Consider the following 18,167-nt stretch of genomic DNA (forward strand, 5'->3'; position numbering starts at 1 on the left):
CCAATCTATGAATGGAGTTCGATGGAAACCCCGCCGGTCGAGGAGATCTGCCGCCGTTTCGGCAAGCTCTACGTGGCGGCGATCGCCGACGCGCTGGACGATGCCGGGCTGTGGCACCAGGTGATGACAGATGTGCTGCCGCTGACCACCGACATGGCGGTGGCGGGCGTGGCCTTCACCGCGCTGGGCCGCCCCGAACGAAGCACCGACCGTTCCGTACGCCTGGGCGCCCGGATGATCGACGAGCTCTCCGCAGGCGAGGTCGCGGTCTTCGACTGCGCCGGTGACCGGACGGTCGGGCACTGGGGCGAGCTGCTCACCAACGGCGCCATGGCGCGCGGCGCGGTCGGCGCCGTGATCGACGGCGGTGTCCGCGACACCGGCGCGATCCTGCCGCTGAAGTTCCCGGTCTTCAACCGGTTCCGCAGCGCCCGCGACGCCAAGGGCCGCTGGAACGTCGTCGACATGCAGTCCCCGGTGGTCTGCGGCGGCGTCCCGGTGCACCCCGGCGACATCATCGTCGGCGACAGCGACGGGGTGGTCGTCGTCCCCCGCGCCATCGCGGTGGACGTGCTCGTCGAGGCCGAGGCGACGGTCCGCACCGAGACGGAGATCCGCCAGCGGGTCCAGGCCGGGGAGTCGGTGGGCGCCCTCTACCAGCAGTACGAGCGGTTCTGACCATGGGTGGCAGCGCACCGTCCTGGGGACACCCGGAGCCCCGGCTGACCGACACCGTGCGGGCCCTGCCCCGCGTCGGGATCCACCGCTGGCCGGTCACCTGCTGGCCGGCGTCCACCCTGCACCCGGCCGGCAACGACGTCGTGATCGCCGAGGAGCACGGCGGATTCGCCTTCGGCGGCAACAAGGTCCGTCAGGTCGATGTCCTGCTCGGCCAGGCCCGCGAGGCCGGCGCCGACACCGTCGTCACCTCGGCCGGACCGCAGTCCAACCTCTGCCGGGTGGTGGCCGCCGCCGCCCGCGCCGCCGGCCTCGGCGTCCATCTCGTGCTGCGCGGCGAACCACCGGCCGAACCCAGCCGCAACCAGGTGCTCTACGAGCTCGCCGGCGCCCGGCTGCACTGGGTGCGGACCACCGACGCGTTCGATCCCGTCCAGGCCGAGACCATGACCGCCATCGCCGACGAGGCCCGGGCGAACGGGTCGACCACGGCCGTCGTCGACGTCCGCACCGCGCCCGGAAGCACCCTGTGCGCGTTGGCCACCACCGCAGTCGTCGACGAACTCGCCGACACCCTCGCCGACCGACCGCCGGACCGGATCATGCTCGCCGGCGGGGCCGGCAACACCGCCGGCGGCGTCCTCGCCGCGCTGGCCGCCCGCCGCGCCACCGTCGGCCTGGTGGTCGCCTCCGCACTCGCCCCGGCAGCCCGGTTGCGGGCACTGGTCCGCGACCGGGCGGCCGCCGCGCTCGACCGGGTCGGGCTGCCCGCCGCCCTGCTCGACGAGGTGGACCTGGAGGTCACCGACGGCCAACTCGGGGGCGGCCACGGGGTGCCCACCGAGGCGGCCGTCGCCGCACAACGGGCCACCGCGCGGGCCAGCGGCGCGTTCCTCGACCTGACCTACAACAGCAAGGCGATGGCGGCACTGCTCGCCGACGACCGACCGGGTTCGTGGTTGTTCCTGCACACCGGCGGCTCACCCAACGTCTTCGCCCCGCATCCGTTCCCGTCCGACGTCCCGCACACCGACGAAGGAGCACCGCGATGAGCGACTACCGACTCCACCACATGACCTGGCCGCAGGTACGCGCGGCACTGACCACCGCCACCGTCGGAGTCATCCCGTTCGGCGCCACCGAACAGCACGGGCCCGCGCTCAAGGCCGGCATCGACTACCGGATCGCGGAACGGCTGGCCGAGGAGGTGGTCGCCGCCGCCGACGGTACGGCCCTGATGACGCCACCGATCCCGGTCGGCTTCTCCCCGCACCACATGGACTTCCCCGGCACCCTGACCGCCCGGGTGAGCACCCTCTGCTCGCTGCTGGAGGACTACCTGGCCAGCCTGGCCCGGCACGGCCTGGAACGGTTCGTCATCATGAACGGCCACGGCGGGAACCTGGCCTTCCTACCCGCCTTCCTGACCGAGTACAAGCAGCGCACGGGGCACACCGTGGCGGTGGTCCACTGGTCGATGATGGGCCGCGACGTGGTGGTGGACATCGCCCAGTCCGAGATGTACGGACACGCCTGCGAGGTGGAGACGAGCCTGGCGCTGCACCTGGTGCCGGACGTGGTGGTGACCGAGGAACTGGGCGGCCCCGCTCCCCTGCTGCCCTCGGCGCACGAGCTGCTGCGCGGCCAGGCCATCCCGGACCGGGCCGTCGGCGGGTTCACGCCCCGGTCACTGGCCGAGTTCAGCACCAACGGCGCACTCGGCGACCCGGCCAAGCACGACGTGGAGAAGGGCCGCAAACTTTTCGAGGCGGTGCGGGACCGCACGGTCACGCTGATCCGGCACCTCGCCGAGGCGCCGACGGCAGGCGCGATCAGTGCCGAACGGGCCGCCGCGATCAGCGCGGACTGGGGCGTACGCGGATGAGCGGCACCGACGCCACCGCCCCCGAGCGCCGCCTCGCCGACCTCGGCATCACGCTCCCGCCGGCCCGGACCGCCTCCGGGGCGTACGACACCGTGGTGGTCAGCGGCGACCTGGCCGTGCTCTCCGGACACGGCCCGGTCCGCCCGGGACACCCGCTGCCCACCGGCAAGCTCGGCGCCGAACTGAGCGTGCCCGACGGGCAGGCCGCGGTACGCCAGGCGACGCTGAACCTGCTCGCCACGCTGCGCGCCGCCGCCGGTTCCCTCGACCACGTGGAGCAGTTGCTGACGCTCACCGTGGCGATCAACGCCACCCCCGGGTTCACCGAGCACGTCCCGGTCGCCGACACCGCCTCGGAGCTGCTGCGGGACGTCTTCGGTGAGCGGGGGCGGCACGCACGGTCGGCGCTGGGGCACTCGTCGCTGCCCTTCGACGTCCCGGTGTCGCTGGCGCTGACCGCCCGGATAAGGGTCCGAAATACCGAGGACTGAAACCGAGATTGGCCCGGCCGGCCGCTACAGTGTCGATGCCGCAACCCGATATCAGAGGACGCACGTGACTTCCGACAACGGATCGAATCAGAGCATCCTGCGAGCAGTGGCGATCCTCGACGCCTTCCTGCTCGGGCGCCCCGAGTTGCGGGTCACCGACGTGGCGCGGCAGGCCGGGCTCGGTGTCTCCACCGCGTCCCGGCTGCTGAGCACCCTGGAATCCCTCGGCCTGGTCGAACGCGACCCGATCTCCAACCTCTACCGGCTGGGTCCGAAGACGGTGACCCTCGGCGGCGTGGCACTCAACCAGTCCCCCGTCTACCGCGCCGCCCGACAGACCGCCCAGAACCTCGCCGCCGAGCACGGTCTCGGCGTCAACCTCGCGATCCGCCGCGACGACCACGGCTTCTATCTGGGCAACTTCGAGGGCCGCTCGGCACCCCGGGCGTTCTCGCTGATCGGCCAGTCGATCCCGCTGCACGCCACCGGCCTGGGCAAGGCGCTGCTACTCGGCGTCGACCCGGCGCAGCGGCGGGTCCTGCTGGGCGACACCCTGGTCGGGTTCACCCACCGCACCATCACCGACCACGACCGCCTCGATGCCGAACTGGCCACCAGCGGGGCGCGCGGCTACTCGACCGAGGAGGAGGAACTCGCCCTCGGCCGGGCCTGCCTCGCCGCACCCATCCGCAACGCCTCGGGCGAGATCGTCGCCGCGCTGTCCATCTCCGGCCCGCTGTCCGCGATCAACCTGGCCGCCCGTGAGGCGGCCCTGGCGACCGCGGTGATCGAGGCCGCCGACGCGGTGAGCGTCGCCCTCGGCCACCACGGCCCCGCCCGGGTCATCGTCAGCCAACGCTGAATCACTGCCGGCCGCGCCTCCCGAAGTGGGGCGGTAGCGCACCAGGGTGCCCGTGCGGAGCAGCACCGCGCCCGCAGGTCAGCCGCCGCACCACGTCGGCGCCTCGGCGCGTACCCGCAGGTTGCGTGGTTTTGTCCTGGGAAGCCGGGGAATGCCGGGCCCACCCTTCGCGGGGTGAGCCCGACCGGAGAGGCGGACCAGGTGAGCACAGACCACACCCTCGTACCGGCGGACCCGTGGCCACTGCCTCGGGACGCCACCGTCGCCGACCACATCGTGCAGCGGCTCGCCTGCTGGGGTGTGCGGCGGTACTTCGGCTTCCCGGGTGACGGCATCAACGGCATGACCTCCGCCCTGCAACGCACCGACGAGCAGGCGCAGTTCGTCCAGGTACGCCACGAGGAGACCGCCGGCTTCGCCGCGTCCGCTCACGTCAAGTACGGCGGCGGGCCGATCGGCTGCGTCCTGGTCACCAGCGGACCGGGCGCCATCCACGCCCTCAACGGCCTCTACGACGCCAAGCTGGACCACCAGCCGGTGGTGGCGTTGGTCGGACACACCGCCACCACTGCCGAGGGCGGTGGCTACTACCAGGAAGTGGACCTGCTCGCGCTCTACAAGGACGTGGCGGCGGCCTTCCTCGCCCAACTCGACCACCCTTCCCAGGTACGGCATCTGGTCGACCGGGCCTGCCGGACCGCGCTGGCCCGGCGTACCGTCACCGCGCTGGTCCTGCCGCTCGACGTGCAGGACCTCGCCGCCGTGCCCAACCCGCCGCACGCGCACGGCTACTACCACACCAGCAGCGTGCCGAGCAGCGGCCCGACCGTGCCGCCGGAGGCCGACGTCCGGCACGCCGCCGACGTGCTGGGCAGCGGCGAGCGGGTGGCCATGCTGGTCGGGCAGGGTGCCCTCGGCGCCGAGAACGAGGTCCGCGAGATCGCCCACCGGCTCGGTGCCGGGGTGGCCACCGCGCTGCTCGGGTTCACCGCGGTGGACCACCGGGAACCCTGGGTCACCGGCGCCATCGGCCTGCTCGGCACCCGCCCGAGCTGGCAGCTCATGAAGGAGTGCGACCGGTTGCTGATCGTCGGCAGCAACATGCCGTACTCGGAGTTCTATCCGGCGCCCGGGCAGGCGCGGGCGGTGCAGATCGACAGTGACGGCACGCAGCTCGGCCTGCGCTACCCCACCGAGGTGAACCTGACCGGCGACGCCGCACCCACTCTGCGGGCCCTGCTGCGCGAACTCGGACCGGGACCGGGACCGACCCGCTGGCGGCAGACCATCGCCGGTGCCACCGCCGCCTGGCGGCAGGCCCAGCGGGACCTGGCCGCACAGCAGGCCGACCCGGTCAACCCGCAGATGATCTTCGCCAGCCTCAGCGAACGACTGCCCGACGACGTGATGCTCGCCGTGGACTGCGGCACCGCCACCGCCTGGTACGCCCGCCACCTCCAGGTCCGACCCGGAATGCTGGCCAGCCTCTCGGGCACGCTGCTCTCCATGGGTGGCGCGATGCCGTACGCCCTGGCGGCGAAGTTCTCCCACCCGGACCGACCGCTGATCGCCCTGATCGGCGTCGGCGCGATGCAGATGAACGGCGTCAACGAACTGATCACCGTGGCCAAGTACTGGCGCGGCTGGACCGACCCGCGCTTCGTCGTGCTGGTGCTCAACAACCGGGACCTGGCGTTCGTGAGCTGGGAGCAACGCTCCACCGAGGGCACCCCGATGTTCCCGGACAGCCAGCAACTGCCCGACATCGCCTACCACCAGTGGGGCGAGGTGCTGGGCTTGCGCGGCGAACTCGTCGACCACCCCGACCAGGTGCCGCAGGCCTGGGAGCGGGCGTTGCGCGCCGACCGTCCGACGGTGATCAACGCGCTGGTGGACCCGGCGGAGCTGATGATGCCGCCGCACTTCACCGCCGAGCAGGCCCGCAAGACCGCTGCGGCCATGCTGCGCGGCGACACCGACTGGGCGGGCATCATCCGCCGAGGCCTGCCCAGCGTCGTCAGCACGTACCGCCCGCGCCGCTGAGCCTTCGTGCAAGGAAGGGTCCCCTGCTATCGCCTCGCGTATAGCAGGGGACCCTTCCTAACTTCAGCACCGTCCCGCCCGGCACGCCCCGCGCGGGATGCGGCGCGGGTGAGCGGGGATCAGCCTCGGCCCTGGAACCAGCGGCGCAGCTCGGACAGCGGATTGTCGCCGGTACGGCGGTCGACGACCGGATCCCGCTCGACCGGCCGGCGCGGCGTACCCACCAACTCCCGGCTGGGCGCGGTGAATGACTGCTCGGGCTTGCCCTCGACCGCCGTGGCGATGATCCGGGCCACCCCGGAGATCACCCGGGACTGCACGGTGGCACCGACCGAGTCGTTCGGGTCGTCCGGGTTCGCCGCGATGCCGGCGACGGCGACCTGCGGGGTGTACGCGACGAAGCTCTCCGTGGCGGCACCGTCGGAGCTGCCGGTCTTGCCGGCCACCGGGCGGCCGTCCAGAATCCCGTTCACCGCCGTGGCGGTACCGCCGTTGCACTGCCCGAACGCGGACTGCTGGCCCACCGGGCAGCGGGCCGCGTCCGTGGCGGCCCGGGCCACGTCGGCGTCGAGCACCTGGCGGCAGGAAGGGTCACCCACCGGCAGTCGGGCGCCGTCCGGGCCGGTCACCGACACCACCGGCAGTGGGGAGCAGTACGTCCCCTCCGCCGCCACCGTCGCGTACGCGTTGGCCACGTCGAGCGGGGTGGTGGCGGACACGCCGAGGGTGAACGCGCCCCAGTCGGCGGCACGCTGGTCGGCGAAGGTCGCGTCCGCCTCGGCCCGGAACGTGATGCCCAGGCGCTGCGCCATCTCCACCACATTGTCCGGCCCGACCTGCTCGGCCAGCCAGACGAAGTACGTGTTCACGGAGCGACCGAAGCCGTCCCACATCATCCGGTACCCGTCCATCCAGGCCGGGTTGGCGTTGGCCGGGCACCACCGGCCGTCGCAACTGCTGTCCCCCTCCGCCGGGTACCGGGTGGGCAGCCGGCTCGGCGCGTCGTACCCGGTCGCCAGCGGCCGGCCGGACTCCAGCGCGGCGAGCATGGTGAACAGCTTGAACGTCGAGCCGGCCTGGTAGCCGGTCACGCCGGGTCCACCGGAGATCAGCGGGTTCACCGTGTTCGGGTAGTTGGCCTGCCCGTCCGGGTTCTCCGCGAGGCTGTAGTGACGGTTGACCGCCATGGCGAGCACCCGGCCGGTGCCGGGCTCGACCGCCGCGATCGGCAGGGCGCGCGGGTTGCGGTACCCGTAGACGCTGGTGGCCTGCTCCTGCGCGGTGGCCTGGATCTCCGGGTCGAGCGAGGTGACCACCGTGTAGCCGCCCCGACGCAGCGCCTGCTCACGCTCGGTGGGGGTGTCGCCGAACTGCGGCTGCTCCATCCACCACCGGCGCAGGTAGTCGCAGAAGAAGCCCCAGCCGTCCCGACCACCGGCGGTGGCGGCGCAGCCGTTGGCCTGCTCACTGGGGTTGAGGCGCAACTCCTCGGCCTTGGCGTCGGCGGCCTGCTCCGCGGTGATCGCACCGGTCGCGACCATGGAGTCCAGCACGTACGCGCGCCGGGCCAGCGCCGCGTCGGCGTCACCGTCGATCGGGCTGTACGCCTCCGGCGCCTGCACCAGACCGGCCAGCAGCGCCGCCTCGGCGAGAGTCAGGTCCGCCGGCACCGTGGAGAAGTAGCGCTCACTGGCGGCGGCGATCCCGTACGCCCCGGAACCGAAGTACGCGATGTTGAGGTAGCGGTTGAGGATCTCGTCCTTGCCGAGGCGCTGCTCCAGCGCGTTGGCGTACCGGATCTCCTGGAGCTTGCGCCCGACGGTCTGCTCGGTGGCCGAGGCCCGCTCCTCGGTCGTCCGGGTCGAGTCGGTCTTGAGCACGTTGCGCACGTACTGCATGGTCAACGTCGAGCCACCCTGCTCGGTGCCGCCCTCGGTGACGTTGGTGACCAGGGCGCGCGCCATGCCCCGCAGGTCCACCCCGCTGTGGTCGTAGAAGCGCCGGTCCTCGGCGGCCACGATCGCCTGCCGCATCACCGGCGTGATCTCGTCCAGCGTCACGTCGGTCCGGTTGACGTCGTAGAACGTGGTGATCAGCGTCTTGCCGTCGTTGGCGTAGAGGTAGGAACGCTGCGGGGTGGCCGGGGTCTCCAGCACGCCCGGCAGCTCGGCGTAGCTGCCCAGCGCCGCCTTGGCGGTCAGCCCGAACACCAGGTTCACCGGCAGCATGAGGCCCGCCACGACGAGACCGACGAGACCGCCGGCCAGCAGGACGGTGAACAGTCGCGACAGTGGCGTAGGGGTGGCCATGGTCACCAGGATTGCCGCGAATGCCACGATCCGACCACCGAATCGGCCCAGTTGTCAGGCAATTCACGGCCAGATGCCAGGGGCCTTTGCGCTGGCCAGCGACGGTTGCCAGATGAAACCCGCACATACAGGACGCCCGCCGCAGACGACCGGTGCAAGGAAGGGCCCCCTACTAACGCCTCGTGTATAGGAAGGGTCCCTTCCTTACATCCGGGCATCAGGCCGTGCCCAGCGGGCCGGGACCGCCGGGGCCCGCCGGGCCCACGCCGGTCGGACCGGCCGTCGCGACGCTGGCGCTGGTGGCGTCCCGCAGGATCTCCCGGGGCAGCAGCCGACCGGACCGGTAGGCGATGCCGATGCCGGCGATCAGCACGAAGATCGCCCCGAAGGTCTGCAGGGAGCCGATCAGCGCACCACCGAGACCGAGCAGCGGGCTGGCGATCATCAGCATCGTGCCGTCGCCCATGCTGAACATCCCCGACCGCGCCACCGCCCATCCGGTGAGCAGCCAACCGACGCTGTAGAAGGTCGCACCGACCAGCACCAGCGACCGGGCGGTGGCGCCGAAGACCGGGGTGTCCTCGGCGAACCCGGCGAAGGGCAGCATCAGCACCGTGCCGGCGATGCTGACCAGCAGCCCGGCGACGGCACTGCGGCGACTGCGGGTGGCGGCGAGCAGACCGGCCAGGCCGAGCAGGGCCAGCAGCCCGAGCCAGATGGCGGCGACCCAACCGATCAGGTACACCGCGCGGCCGTCGGCCGGGTACGGGTCGTTGCCCACCCCGCCGTCGCTGGCCATCGCCACCGCGCCGTAGAGGATCGCGTACGCGGGCAGCAGCCAGACCGCGGCGCGGGCCAGACGGCGCAGCGACCAGGCCCAACTCGCGTTGGTGGCCGGACCGGGTGGTCCCGGATCGTCGACGAAGGGCAGGACGCCGAAGCCCCCACCGGTCCGTCGGGTGCCGAGCGGCCCGGCGGGGTCGTGTGCCCCGGGTACGTCCGGCGGGGACCACAGCCGTTTCAGCGGATCCATCGGTCACCTCGCTCATCCACGAGCGGTGCCGGGACACGCCGAGGCGCCCCGATGCCTGGTCACCACCCGCCTAGGACCGATGGTGGCAGGCACCGAAGCGCCTCATGAGTGTTTCTCGCATTTGTCCGGACGCGGGTCCGGCCCGGGTCACCCCGACCCGGACCCGTCCCGGATCAGCCTCGCTCGCGCTGGTCGGCTGGGTCGTTCAGCAGACTTCCCGGGGAGACCGGCTCCGGCGCGGGCAGACCCTGCGGCTCCTTGCCGCCGGTGGCCTGCGCCTCGGCGACGCGTACCTCGTTGTGGATCTCCTGGGCCGCCTGCGCGGCTGCCTGCGCGGCCTCGGCCGCCTCCCGCTCCACCGCGCTGGCGTCCTCGGACGCCTGCCGGGTGGGTGCGTCGCCGACCATCTGGTTCAGCCCGCCGAGCGCGCCGCCCATACCCTCCAGGGCCTTGGTCAGTTCGGCCGGCACGATCCACACCTTGTTGGCCGTGCCGTTGGCGATCTGCGGCAGGGCCTGGAGGTACTGGTAGGCCAGCACCTTCTGGCTCGGGTTGGCCTGGTGGATGGCGTCGAACACCGTACGGACCGCCTTGGCCTGACCCTCGGCCTGCAGGATGCGGGCCTGCCGGTCACCGTCGGCGCGCAGCACCGCCGCCTGCTTCTCACCCTCGGCCGAGAGGATCTGCGACTGCTTGTGGCCCTCGGCGTTCAGGATCGCGGCCCGGCGGTCCCGCTCGGCGCGCATCTGCTTCTCCATGGAGTCGCGGATGCTCGGCGGCGGCTCAATCGCCTTGATCTCCACCCGGGTCACCTTGATGCCCCACCGGCCGGTGGTCTCGTCCAGCACCCCGGAGAGGTGCCGGTTGATCTCCTCACGGCTGGTCAGCGCGCGCTCCAGGTCGAGCGAACCGATCACGTTCCGCAGCGTGGTGACGGTGAGCTGCTCGATCGCCTGGAGGAAGTTGGAGATCTCGTAGGTGGCCCGGACCGAGTCGACGACCTTGAAGTAGAGCACGGTGTCGATCGAGACGACCAGGTTGTCCGAGGTGATCACGGGCTGCGGCGGGAAGCTGACCACCTGCTCGCGCATGTCCACCTTCGTCCGCACCGCGTCGACGAAGGGCACCAGGATGTTCAGCCCGGGGTTGAGCGTCCGCTTGTACCGGCCGAGCCGCTCGACCACGTCCTGACGCTGCTGCGGCACGATCCGCACCGACTTCGCCAGGGTGATCACCGAGATCAGGGCAAATGCTATCAAAAGGACGGGTACGACTAGTTCCATCCGTTCACCTCTCCGCTTCGGGTAGCTCACCGGGCGCCGCAACGTCCCGCCAGACCAGGGCTACCGCTCCCTTGACCTGAATAACCTGCACCCGTTCACCGGGTGCCAAAACCTGCGTAGCGTCGTAGGACCGCGCGCTCCACACCTCGCCGTCGATCTTCACCATGCCCGCAGCAGCGTCGACCTGCTCCAGCACCAGGGCCGACGACCCCTCGATGGCCTCCACCCCGAAGGCGGTCTCGCCGGTCTCCATCGCGGTCTGCTTGTGCCGCTGGATGACCGGCCGCGCCGCGAGCACGGTCAACGCCGACACCACCGCGAAGACGACCGCCTGTATCGCCACTGGCGCTCCGAGCGCGGCGGCGCCCGCGGCGGCGAAAGCACCGACCGAAAACATGATCAGGAAAAGGGTCGCCGTGAAGATCTCAGCGACCGCCAGTACCACACCCAGCACGATCCACAGCACGGCATCCACGTACCGATCGTGACATGACAATGCACGTGTCATCGAACTGTCATGATCGGAGGCGCCTGACCATCGCCCCCGAAGGAGCCTTCGTGTCCCTGCGTCCGGAAACGATACGGCACGTCGACGCCCTGGTAGCCGACGCGCAGTCCGCCGGCCACGTGCCGTCGCTGGTCGTCGGCGTGGTGCGAGACGGCACGCTGGCGCACCTGGCCGCCGCCGGCGAAGATCCCCCGCCGCACGCCGACCTGCAATATCGCATCGGCTCGATCACCAAGACCATGACCGCCGTGCTGATCATGCAGGAACGCGACGCCGGGCGGCTGGCGCTCGACGATCCGCTGCGACGGCACCTGCCCGAGGCCGCGGCCGCCGGGCCGATCACCCTGCGCCAGTTGCTCGGGCACGCGGGCGGGCTGCAACGCGAACCGGACGGTCCCTGGTGGGAGCGGAGCGAGGGCGTCGACCTGCACACCCTGCTGGCCGACTTCGGCGCCCCGAAGATCGCGCTGCCCGCGTACCGCACCCACCACTACTCGAACCTGGCGTTCGGCCTGCTCGGCGGCGCGCTGCAACGGATCACCGGCACCGGATGGGCGCAGTTGGCACGGGAACGGATCCTGGCGCCGCTGGGCATGCACCGCACCACCTACGCCGCCACCACGCCGTACGCCCCCGGGTACGTGGTGCACCCGTGGCACGACACCCTGCGTGAGGAGCCGCACACCGACACCGGGGCGATGGCCCCCGCCGGGCAACTCTGGTCGACCGTGGCCGACCTGACCCGATGGGCCGCGTTCCTCGCCGACCCCGACCCCGCCGTACTCGCCCCGGACACCCTCGACGAGATGTGCGCCCCCGTGTTCCTCAGCGATCTCGACTCCTGGCGCGGCGGCTACGGCCTGGGCATCCAACTCACCCGCCAGGGCGAACGCGTCTACGTCGGGCACGGCGGCTCGATGCCCGGCCACGTCGCCGTGCTGCTGGTGCACCGGTCCAGCCGTACCGGTCTGGTCGGCTTCGCCAACTCGTACGGCTTCCGCACCGGCGGCATCAGTCCGCTCGGCCTCCAGGTGCTGAACCGGGTGCTCGACGCCGAGCCGGCACCGGTCCGGCCGTGGCGACCCGCCGACGCCCCGCCCCCCGCCGACGTGTCGGCGCTGACCGGCCGCTGGTGGTGGATGGGCACCGCGCTCGACGTGACCTGGGACCACAGCACCGGCGACCTGGTGGGCACCCTGCGCGGCGACCGGGTCAGCCGCTACCGCCCGGACGGCCCGGACCGCTGGCGCGGGCACAGCGGCACGGAGATCGGCGAGCTCCTCCGGGTCCACCGCGACCCCGCCGGCCGCCCGGTCACCCTGGACATCGCCACCTTCCTCTTCACCCGCACCCCCGACGACACCCCGTAACCGGGGCGGGCCGGCTCACTCGGTGACGAAGTCGATCAGGCGTTCCATGGAGTTGATCAGTGGGGTCTCCACGTCGGCGAAGGTGTTCACCCGGGACAGGATGTGCCGCCACATGCCGGCCGGTTCGGCGACGCCGAGCGCGGCGCAGACACCCTCCTTCCACGGGCGTCCCGGCGGCACCACCGGCCACGCCGCGATACCCAGCGCCGACGGCTTCACCGCCTGCCACACGTCCACGTAGGGGTGCCCGGTGACCAGCACGTGCGGGGAGTTCACCCGGGCCACGATCCGGCTCTCCTTCGAGCCGGGCACCAGGTGGTCGACGAGGACACCGAGCCGGCGGTCGGGTCCGGGACCGAACTCCCGCACCCGCTCGTCGAGCGCGTCGACGCCCTCCAGCGGCTCCACCACCACGCCCTCGATTCGCAGGTCGTCACCCCAGATCCGCTCCACCAGCGCGGCGTCGTGGACGCCCTCGACCCAGATCCGGCTGGCCCGGGCGACCCGGGCGCGGACACCGTCCACCGCCACCGAGCCGGACGCGGTACGCCGACGCGCGGCCGGCACCGGGGCGCGGGCCGGTCGACGCAGCGTCACCGGACGACCGTCGAGCAGGAACGCGGCCGGCAGCAACGGGAAGTTGCGCCGCTTGCCGTGCCGGTCCTCCAGCACGACCGCGCCGGAGTCGAAGCCGACCACCGCTCCACAGAAGCCCGAGTCGGCGTCCTCCACCACCAGATCCGGTTCGGCGTCGACCTCCGGGGTCACCTTCCGCCGCCGCCAGTCCCCCGCCAACACGTCGTCGCCATACCGCCGCCCCATCCGATCACGCTAACCGCCGGTCCTGCACGCGCCGCCGCCGACTCGCCGCCGCCACGCCCGGCCCACCGGGTGCGATGCACTGCAAAAGCCGCGTCCACTAACAAATCACGTGGCAGAGTCGCATGATCGACGCGCCGGGGAGGCGGGCGCGCGGCAGTCGAGACAGGGGCGGGCGTCAGCACGTACTCTTTCCGCATGTCCACCCCCGCTGCGGGTGCGGCCATCCTCGCGCCGCGCCGGTCGAGCCGGTTCGTTGCCTGGGTGCGCGCATGGCGCGCCGGGCTCGTGCCCTTCGACGAGGTCGCCGACGAAGTCGCCGGTGACGAGGAGCACCTCGTCGCCGACGCGCCCGGCACCTGGACCGACGTGCCGCTGCGGGACGCCCTGCCCACCCTGGCCAAGCTCTCGCCGGACGAGATCCGACTGGTGCTGCCGGCCCCCGGCGACCCGCGCGGGCTGCCCGGCCCCGGTGACTTCGCCGGTGCCGCGCTGGTGACCGGCGAGGCGGTGATCGCCGGTGCGCTCGGCCTGATCCCTGAAGTGCGGGTACACACCTCCGGCTCCGGGGACACCTTCTCCACGGTGCTCTGGCGGGTCTACCCGCTGCCGCCCAATGCCCCGGCGGCGTCACTCACCCTGCCCGGCGCGGCCGAGGCGGAGGCGGAACTGGCCGCCGCCCTGGCCGACACCACCGCAGCACTCACCCGGCTCGACGTGGCCCAGTGGCGCCCCGAACTGGCCGGTGCCCTGGAAGCGCTGCGCCGCCCCGACGGCACCACCGACCTGCCGCCCGGATTCGACCCGCGCTCCCGCCGGCTGTTCGCCCGCGCCGCCGTGCTCGACCGGGTGCTCGCGCTGGCCGGGCACGCGGCACCGGGCGGCGCGGTGAACAACCACGAGGCCCAGCAGCGCGACGCCGCGCTGCGTCCGCTCACCACGGCCTGCCGACAGGCCCTGGTCGCCGCCTGCAACGCGCCCCTGCGGCCCTGAGACCGCCCACGCCCGATCAGATCTCGTCGATCAGGTCGGCCACCGAGTCGACGATCCGGGACGGCCGGTACGGGTAGCGTTCCGCCTCGGTGCGGGTGCTGATCCCGGTCAGCACCAGGATCGTCTCCAAGCCGGCCTCCAGGCCGCAGAGGATGTCGGTGTCCATCCGGTCGCCGATCATCGCGGTGCTCTCCGAGTGCGCGTCGATCGTGTTCAACGCCGAGCGCATCATCATCGGGTTCGGCTTGCCGACGAAGTACGGCTCCACGCCGGTCGCCTTGGAGATCATCGCGGCCACCGACCCGGCGGCCGGCAGCGCGCCCTCCACCGACGGGCCGGTGGCGTCCGGGTTGGTGCAGATGAACCGCGCCCCGTCGTCGATCAGCCGAATCGCCTTGGTGATCGCCTCGAAGCTGTAGGTGCGGGTCTCCCCCAGCACCACGTAGTCGGGCGCGAAGTCGCTGAGCACGTAGCCCACCGCGTGCAGGGCCGTGGTCAACCCGGCCTCCCCGATCACGTACGCGGTGCCACCGGGCCGCTGATCGGCCAGGAACTGGGCGGTGGCCAGGGCGGACGACCAGATCGCCTGCTCCGGCACGTCCAGCCCCATCCGGGCAAGCCGGGCCTGGAGGTCGCGCGGGGTGTAGATCGAGTTGTTGGTCAGCACCAGGAACGGCTTGCCGGAGGCACGCAGCCGGTTGACGAACTCCGGCGCGCCCGGCACGGGCTGCCCCTCGTGCACCAGCACACCGTCCATGTCGGTGAGCCAGCTCTGCACGGGCTTGCGGTCATGCATGATCGTCATCCCTGGGGTGTCGGGCCGTCGGTGCGGTCAGGACGGACGGCGCGGCGGGACGCAGCAGACCGTGGGGCAGGTGTCCCACATCGGCAGCTCGCCGAGGCGACGACGCAGTTGCGCGCCGTCCGGGTCGATCCGCTCCCGCACCAGTTCCCGCACCATGGCCACGTAGCGCGGGTCGACGCCGGGGGTGGCGGCCCGGACGAAGTCCAGGCCGAGCTGCTTGGCGGTGTCCAGCGCCTCGGTGTCCAGGTCCCACACCACCTCCAGGTGGTCGGAGACGAACCCGATCGGGCTGACCACCACCCCGGTCGCACCCTGCTCGGCGAGGGTGGCCAGGTGGTCGTTGACGTCCGGCTCCAGCCACGGCACGTGCGGCGGGCCGGAGCGGCTCTGCCAGACCAGGTCGTACGGCAGGTCCGGGGCCGCGGCGGCGTGCACCAGTCGCGCCGTCTCGGCGAGCTGTGCGGTGTACCGGCCGCCGTGCGGTCCGGCGCTGTCAGCCGCCGAGATCGGCACGGAGTGGGCGGTGAAGACCAGTCGGGTGCTGTCCCGCCGGGCCGGGTCGAGCCGGGTCAGCGCCTCGCGGACCGCGTCGACGTGCGGCTCGACGAAACCGGGATGGTCCCAGAACTGACGCAGCTTCTCGATCACCGGCGCGTCGGCACCGACCGCCGCCCGCGCGGCGGTGACGTCCTCCTGGTACTGCCGACAGGAGGAGTACCCGCCGTAGGCGCTGGTGACGAACGCCAGCGCCCGCCGTACGCCGTCGTCGCGCATCTGCGCCACGGTGTCGGCGAGCATCGGGTGCCAGTTCCGGTTGCCCCAGTAGACCGGCAGGTCGAGGTCGTGGGCGGCGAAGTCCGCGCGGATCGCGGCGAGCAGGTCCCGGCACTGCTGGTTGATCGGGGACACCCCACCGAAGTGCTGGTAGTGCTCGGCCACCTCGGCCAGCCGCTCCGGCGGCACACCCCGCCCCCGGGTCACGTTCTGCAGGAAGGGCAGCACGTCGTCCGGCCCCTCCGGGCCACCGAAGGAGAGCAGGACCACCGCGTCGTACGCCATGGGCCCATTCTTGCCGGTGGCCGGCAGCGCCCTGGCAACGCCCCCGGGTCGCCGGCGGTAGCGCCGCCGGGTCCCGGACGTTAGGAGGGGTCCCCTGCTATACCTGAGGCGATAGCAGGGGACCCCTCCTTACATCCCTAGGCGCCGATGGCGTGGTAGCCGCCGTCGACGTGCACGATCTCGCCGGTGGTGGCCGGGAACCAGTCGGACAGCAGCGCCAGGCAGGCCCGCGCGGCCGGTTCCTGGTCGGCCAGGTTCCAGCCCAGCGGGGCCCGCTCGGACCAGGCGTCCTCGAACTGCTCGAAGCCGGGGATCGACTTGGCGGCCATGGTGCGCAGCGGCCCGGCGGAGACCAGGTTGCTCCGGATGCCCTGCTTGCCCAGGTGCAGGGCGAGGTAGCGGGAGGCGGACTCCAGCCCGGCCTTGGCCACGCCCATCCAGTCGTAGACCGGCCACGCCTGGGTGGCGTCGAAGGTCAGGCCGACCACCGCGCCGCCCGGCGACATCAGCGGCAGCGCCGCCGTCGCGAGCGACTTGTACGAGTACGTGGAGACGTGCAGCGCGGTCGCCACGTCCTCCCAGGAGGCGTCGAGGAAGCCGCCGCCGAGGCAGCTCTGCGGGGCGAACCCGATCGAGTGCACCACCCCGTCGAGCCCGTCGACGTGCTCCCGGACCTTGTCGGCCAGCCCGGCCAGGTGCTCGGGGTTGGTCACGTCCAGCTCGATGACGGGTGCCGGCTCCGGCAGCCGCCTGGCGATCCGCTCCACCAGCGAGAGCCGGCCGTACCCGGTGAGCACGACCTGTGCGCCGTTCTCCTGGGCGAGCTTCGCCACCGAGAAGGCGATGGAGGCGTCGGTGATGACGCCGGTGACGAGCAGCCGCTTACCGGCCAGCAGTCCGGACATTACGCTCATTCCTCCGTGCTCAGGATCAGTGGCCCATGCCGAGGCCGCCGTCGACCGGGATGACCGCGCCGGAGACGTACCCGGCGCCGTCACCGGCCAGCCAGGTGACCACCGCGGCGACCTCGTCCGGCGCGGCCATCCGACCGGCCGGGATCGACTTGAGGATTTCCGCCTTGCGCTGCTCGGTCAGCACCGCGGTCATGTCGGTCTCGATGAATCCGGGCGCGACGACGTTGGCGGTGATGTTCCGGGTGCCCAACTCCCGGGTGATCGAGCGGGCCACCCCGACCAGGCCGGCCTTGCTGGCCGCGTAGTTGACCTGCCCTGCGGAGCCGGTGAGGCCGACCACCGAGGACACGAAGATCATGCGTCCCCACTTGGCCCGCAGCATCTTCCCCGAGGCGCGCTTGGCGCAGCGGTACGCACCGGTCAGGTTGGTGTCCACCACCCGGGTGAACTGCTCCTCGGACATCCGTAGCAGCAGCGTGTCGTCGGTGATCCCGGCGTTGGCGACCAGCACCTCCACCGGCCCCAGCTCCGCCTCGACCGCGCTGAACGCGGCGTCGACCGACTCGGCGTCGGTGATGTCGCACCGCACGCCGAACAGCCCCTCCGGTGCCCCGCTGCCCCGGTGGGTGATCGCCACCCGGTCGCCCTGCTTGGCGAACGCCTGGGCGATGGCCAGACCGATTCCGCGGTTGCCGCCGGTAACCAGCACAGTTCGAGACACGGTGGGGTCCTCTCCGGAAGATCGCTGCGGGTTGGAGACTAGGCGCTACCGCACGGTAATCACTAACCCGCCCCGCCCGGCACCGGCACCGTCCGCGCCGATGAACGGCCGGGCCCGCAGGGCCGGGCGACCGAGTGGGCCCGTACGCCACCACGGGTGTACGATCATCGCGTTTGCGGGCCGCCCGGCGGCACCGCGCGTCCGGACCCCGACCGCAGGAGGTGATCGCTGTGCGAGATAGCGATCCTCCCAGTCGTGGCCGGGCCGACAGCCAGTCACGCTGAGCACCGCTCCGCCTGAGCTGGCACCGCTCCCCACGCACCCCCTGCGCCACCGCCCGGCCCACCCGCCGGGGCGACGGAACCCGCGGGTGCGACCGGAAGCCGTTCGGTCA

17 protein-coding genes are annotated in these 18,167 nt (G+C 72.2%); 8 read left to right on the forward strand and 9 right to left on the reverse strand.

Going from position 1 to position 18,167, the window contains the following annotated elements; translation table 11 throughout:
- Window positions 1-21: 21 nt before the first annotated feature.
- The 6 genes from ACZ31C_RS14270 to ACZ31C_RS14295 all read left to right on the forward strand — a co-directional run bounded on the left by ACZ31C_RS14270 (window position 22) and on the right by ACZ31C_RS14295 (window position 5,959).
- Window positions 22-678 (forward strand): RraA family protein, encoded by a 657-nt coding sequence (locus ACZ31C_RS14270; RefSeq protein WP_465795641.1) that lies wholly within the window; start codon window positions 22-24, stop codon window positions 676-678.
- A 2-nt stretch (window positions 679-680) separates the two neighbouring features.
- Window positions 681-1,730, forward strand: a complete 1,050-nt coding sequence (locus ACZ31C_RS14275; RefSeq protein WP_465795642.1) for a pyridoxal-phosphate dependent enzyme — start codon at window positions 681-683, stop codon at window positions 1,728-1,730.
- Window positions 1,727-2,563, forward strand: a complete 837-nt coding sequence (locus ACZ31C_RS14280; protein ID WP_396743116.1) for a creatininase family protein — start codon at window positions 1,727-1,729, stop codon at window positions 2,561-2,563. The genes ACZ31C_RS14275 and ACZ31C_RS14280 overlap by 4 nt, the downstream gene beginning before the upstream one ends.
- A complete protein-coding gene (locus ACZ31C_RS14285; protein WP_465795643.1) occupies window positions 2,560-3,054 on the forward strand; it encodes a RidA family protein in 495 nt (164 codons plus the stop codon). Before ACZ31C_RS14280 ends, ACZ31C_RS14285 begins: the two co-directional genes overlap by 4 nt.
- Window positions 3,055-3,118: 64 nt before the next feature.
- The gene (locus ACZ31C_RS14290; RefSeq protein ID WP_396743110.1) at window positions 3,119-3,916 is read left to right on the forward strand and encodes an IclR family transcriptional regulator; all 798 of its coding nucleotides are present in this window, start codon (window positions 3,119-3,121) and stop codon (window positions 3,914-3,916) included.
- Between the two features lie 201 nt (window positions 3,917-4,117).
- Window positions 4,118-5,959, forward strand: a complete 1,842-nt coding sequence (locus tag ACZ31C_RS14295; protein WP_465795945.1) for a thiamine pyrophosphate-requiring protein — start codon at window positions 4,118-4,120, stop codon at window positions 5,957-5,959.
- Window positions 5,960-6,078: 119 nt separating this feature from the next.
- On the opposite strand, the gene ACZ31C_RS14300 is transcribed toward ACZ31C_RS14295, so the two are convergent.
- From ACZ31C_RS14300 to ACZ31C_RS14315, 4 genes are all read right to left on the reverse strand, one after another.
- Complete coding sequence (locus ACZ31C_RS14300) at window positions 6,079-8,268, reverse strand: transglycosylase domain-containing protein (RefSeq protein ID WP_465795946.1); 2,190 nt, start codon at window positions 8,266-8,268, stop codon at window positions 6,079-6,081.
- Between the two features lie 217 nt (window positions 8,269-8,485).
- Window positions 8,486-9,301, reverse strand: coding sequence for a hypothetical protein (locus ACZ31C_RS14305; RefSeq protein ID WP_131054794.1), 816 nt, complete (start codon window positions 9,299-9,301; stop codon window positions 8,486-8,488).
- 173 nt (window positions 9,302-9,474) lie between these two features.
- Window positions 9,475-10,584 carry an SPFH domain-containing protein gene (locus tag ACZ31C_RS14310; protein ID WP_465795644.1) on the reverse strand — a complete coding sequence of 370 codons (1,110 nt, stop codon included), beginning with the start codon at window positions 10,582-10,584 and terminating at the stop codon, window positions 9,475-9,477.
- Window positions 10,585-10,588: 4 nt separating this feature from the next.
- The gene (locus tag ACZ31C_RS14315) at window positions 10,589-11,059 is read right to left on the reverse strand and encodes an NfeD family protein (protein ID WP_465795645.1); all 471 of its coding nucleotides are present in this window, start codon (window positions 11,057-11,059) and stop codon (window positions 10,589-10,591) included.
- A gap of 83 nt (window positions 11,060-11,142) precedes the next feature.
- On the opposite strand from ACZ31C_RS14315, the gene ACZ31C_RS14320 reads away from it, so the two are divergent.
- Window positions 11,143-12,462 carry a serine hydrolase domain-containing protein gene (locus ACZ31C_RS14320; RefSeq protein ID WP_465795646.1) on the forward strand — a complete coding sequence of 440 codons (1,320 nt, stop codon included), beginning with the start codon at window positions 11,143-11,145 and terminating at the stop codon, window positions 12,460-12,462.
- Between the two features lie 15 nt (window positions 12,463-12,477).
- Here ACZ31C_RS14320 and ACZ31C_RS14325 read toward each other — a convergent pair whose 3' ends face one another.
- On the reverse strand, window positions 12,478-13,284 hold the full coding sequence (locus tag ACZ31C_RS14325) for a DUF3097 domain-containing protein (protein WP_465795647.1): 807 nt from the start codon (window positions 13,282-13,284) through the stop codon (window positions 12,478-12,480).
- 195 nt (window positions 13,285-13,479) lie between these two features.
- Between ACZ31C_RS14325 and ACZ31C_RS14330 the strand changes: the two genes are divergently transcribed.
- Window positions 13,480-14,274 (forward strand): hypothetical protein, encoded by a 795-nt coding sequence (locus ACZ31C_RS14330; RefSeq protein ID WP_465795648.1) that lies wholly within the window; start codon window positions 13,480-13,482, stop codon window positions 14,272-14,274.
- Between the two features lie 16 nt (window positions 14,275-14,290).
- Here ACZ31C_RS14330 and ACZ31C_RS14335 read toward each other — a convergent pair whose 3' ends face one another.
- The 4 genes from ACZ31C_RS14335 to fabG form a co-directional block, all read right to left on the reverse strand.
- A complete protein-coding gene (locus tag ACZ31C_RS14335) occupies window positions 14,291-15,070 on the reverse strand; it encodes an HAD-IIA family hydrolase (protein WP_131054931.1) in 780 nt (259 codons plus the stop codon).
- Between the two features lie 36 nt (window positions 15,071-15,106).
- Window positions 15,107-16,138 (reverse strand): ferrochelatase, encoded by a 1,032-nt coding sequence (locus tag ACZ31C_RS14340; protein WP_465795649.1) that lies wholly within the window; start codon window positions 16,136-16,138, stop codon window positions 15,107-15,109.
- A 137-nt stretch (window positions 16,139-16,275) separates the two neighbouring features.
- Window positions 16,276-17,043 (reverse strand): enoyl-ACP reductase FabI, encoded by a 768-nt coding sequence (gene fabI / locus ACZ31C_RS14345; protein WP_350696652.1) that lies wholly within the window; start codon window positions 17,041-17,043, stop codon window positions 16,276-16,278.
- Between the two features lie 25 nt (window positions 17,044-17,068).
- Window positions 17,069-17,773 (reverse strand): 3-oxoacyl-ACP reductase FabG, encoded by a 705-nt coding sequence (gene fabG, locus ACZ31C_RS14350; RefSeq protein WP_396743084.1) that lies wholly within the window; start codon window positions 17,771-17,773, stop codon window positions 17,069-17,071.
- Window positions 17,774-18,167 lie beyond the last annotated feature (394 nt).

The organism is Micromonospora sp. NPDC023869 (assembly GCF_055559695.1).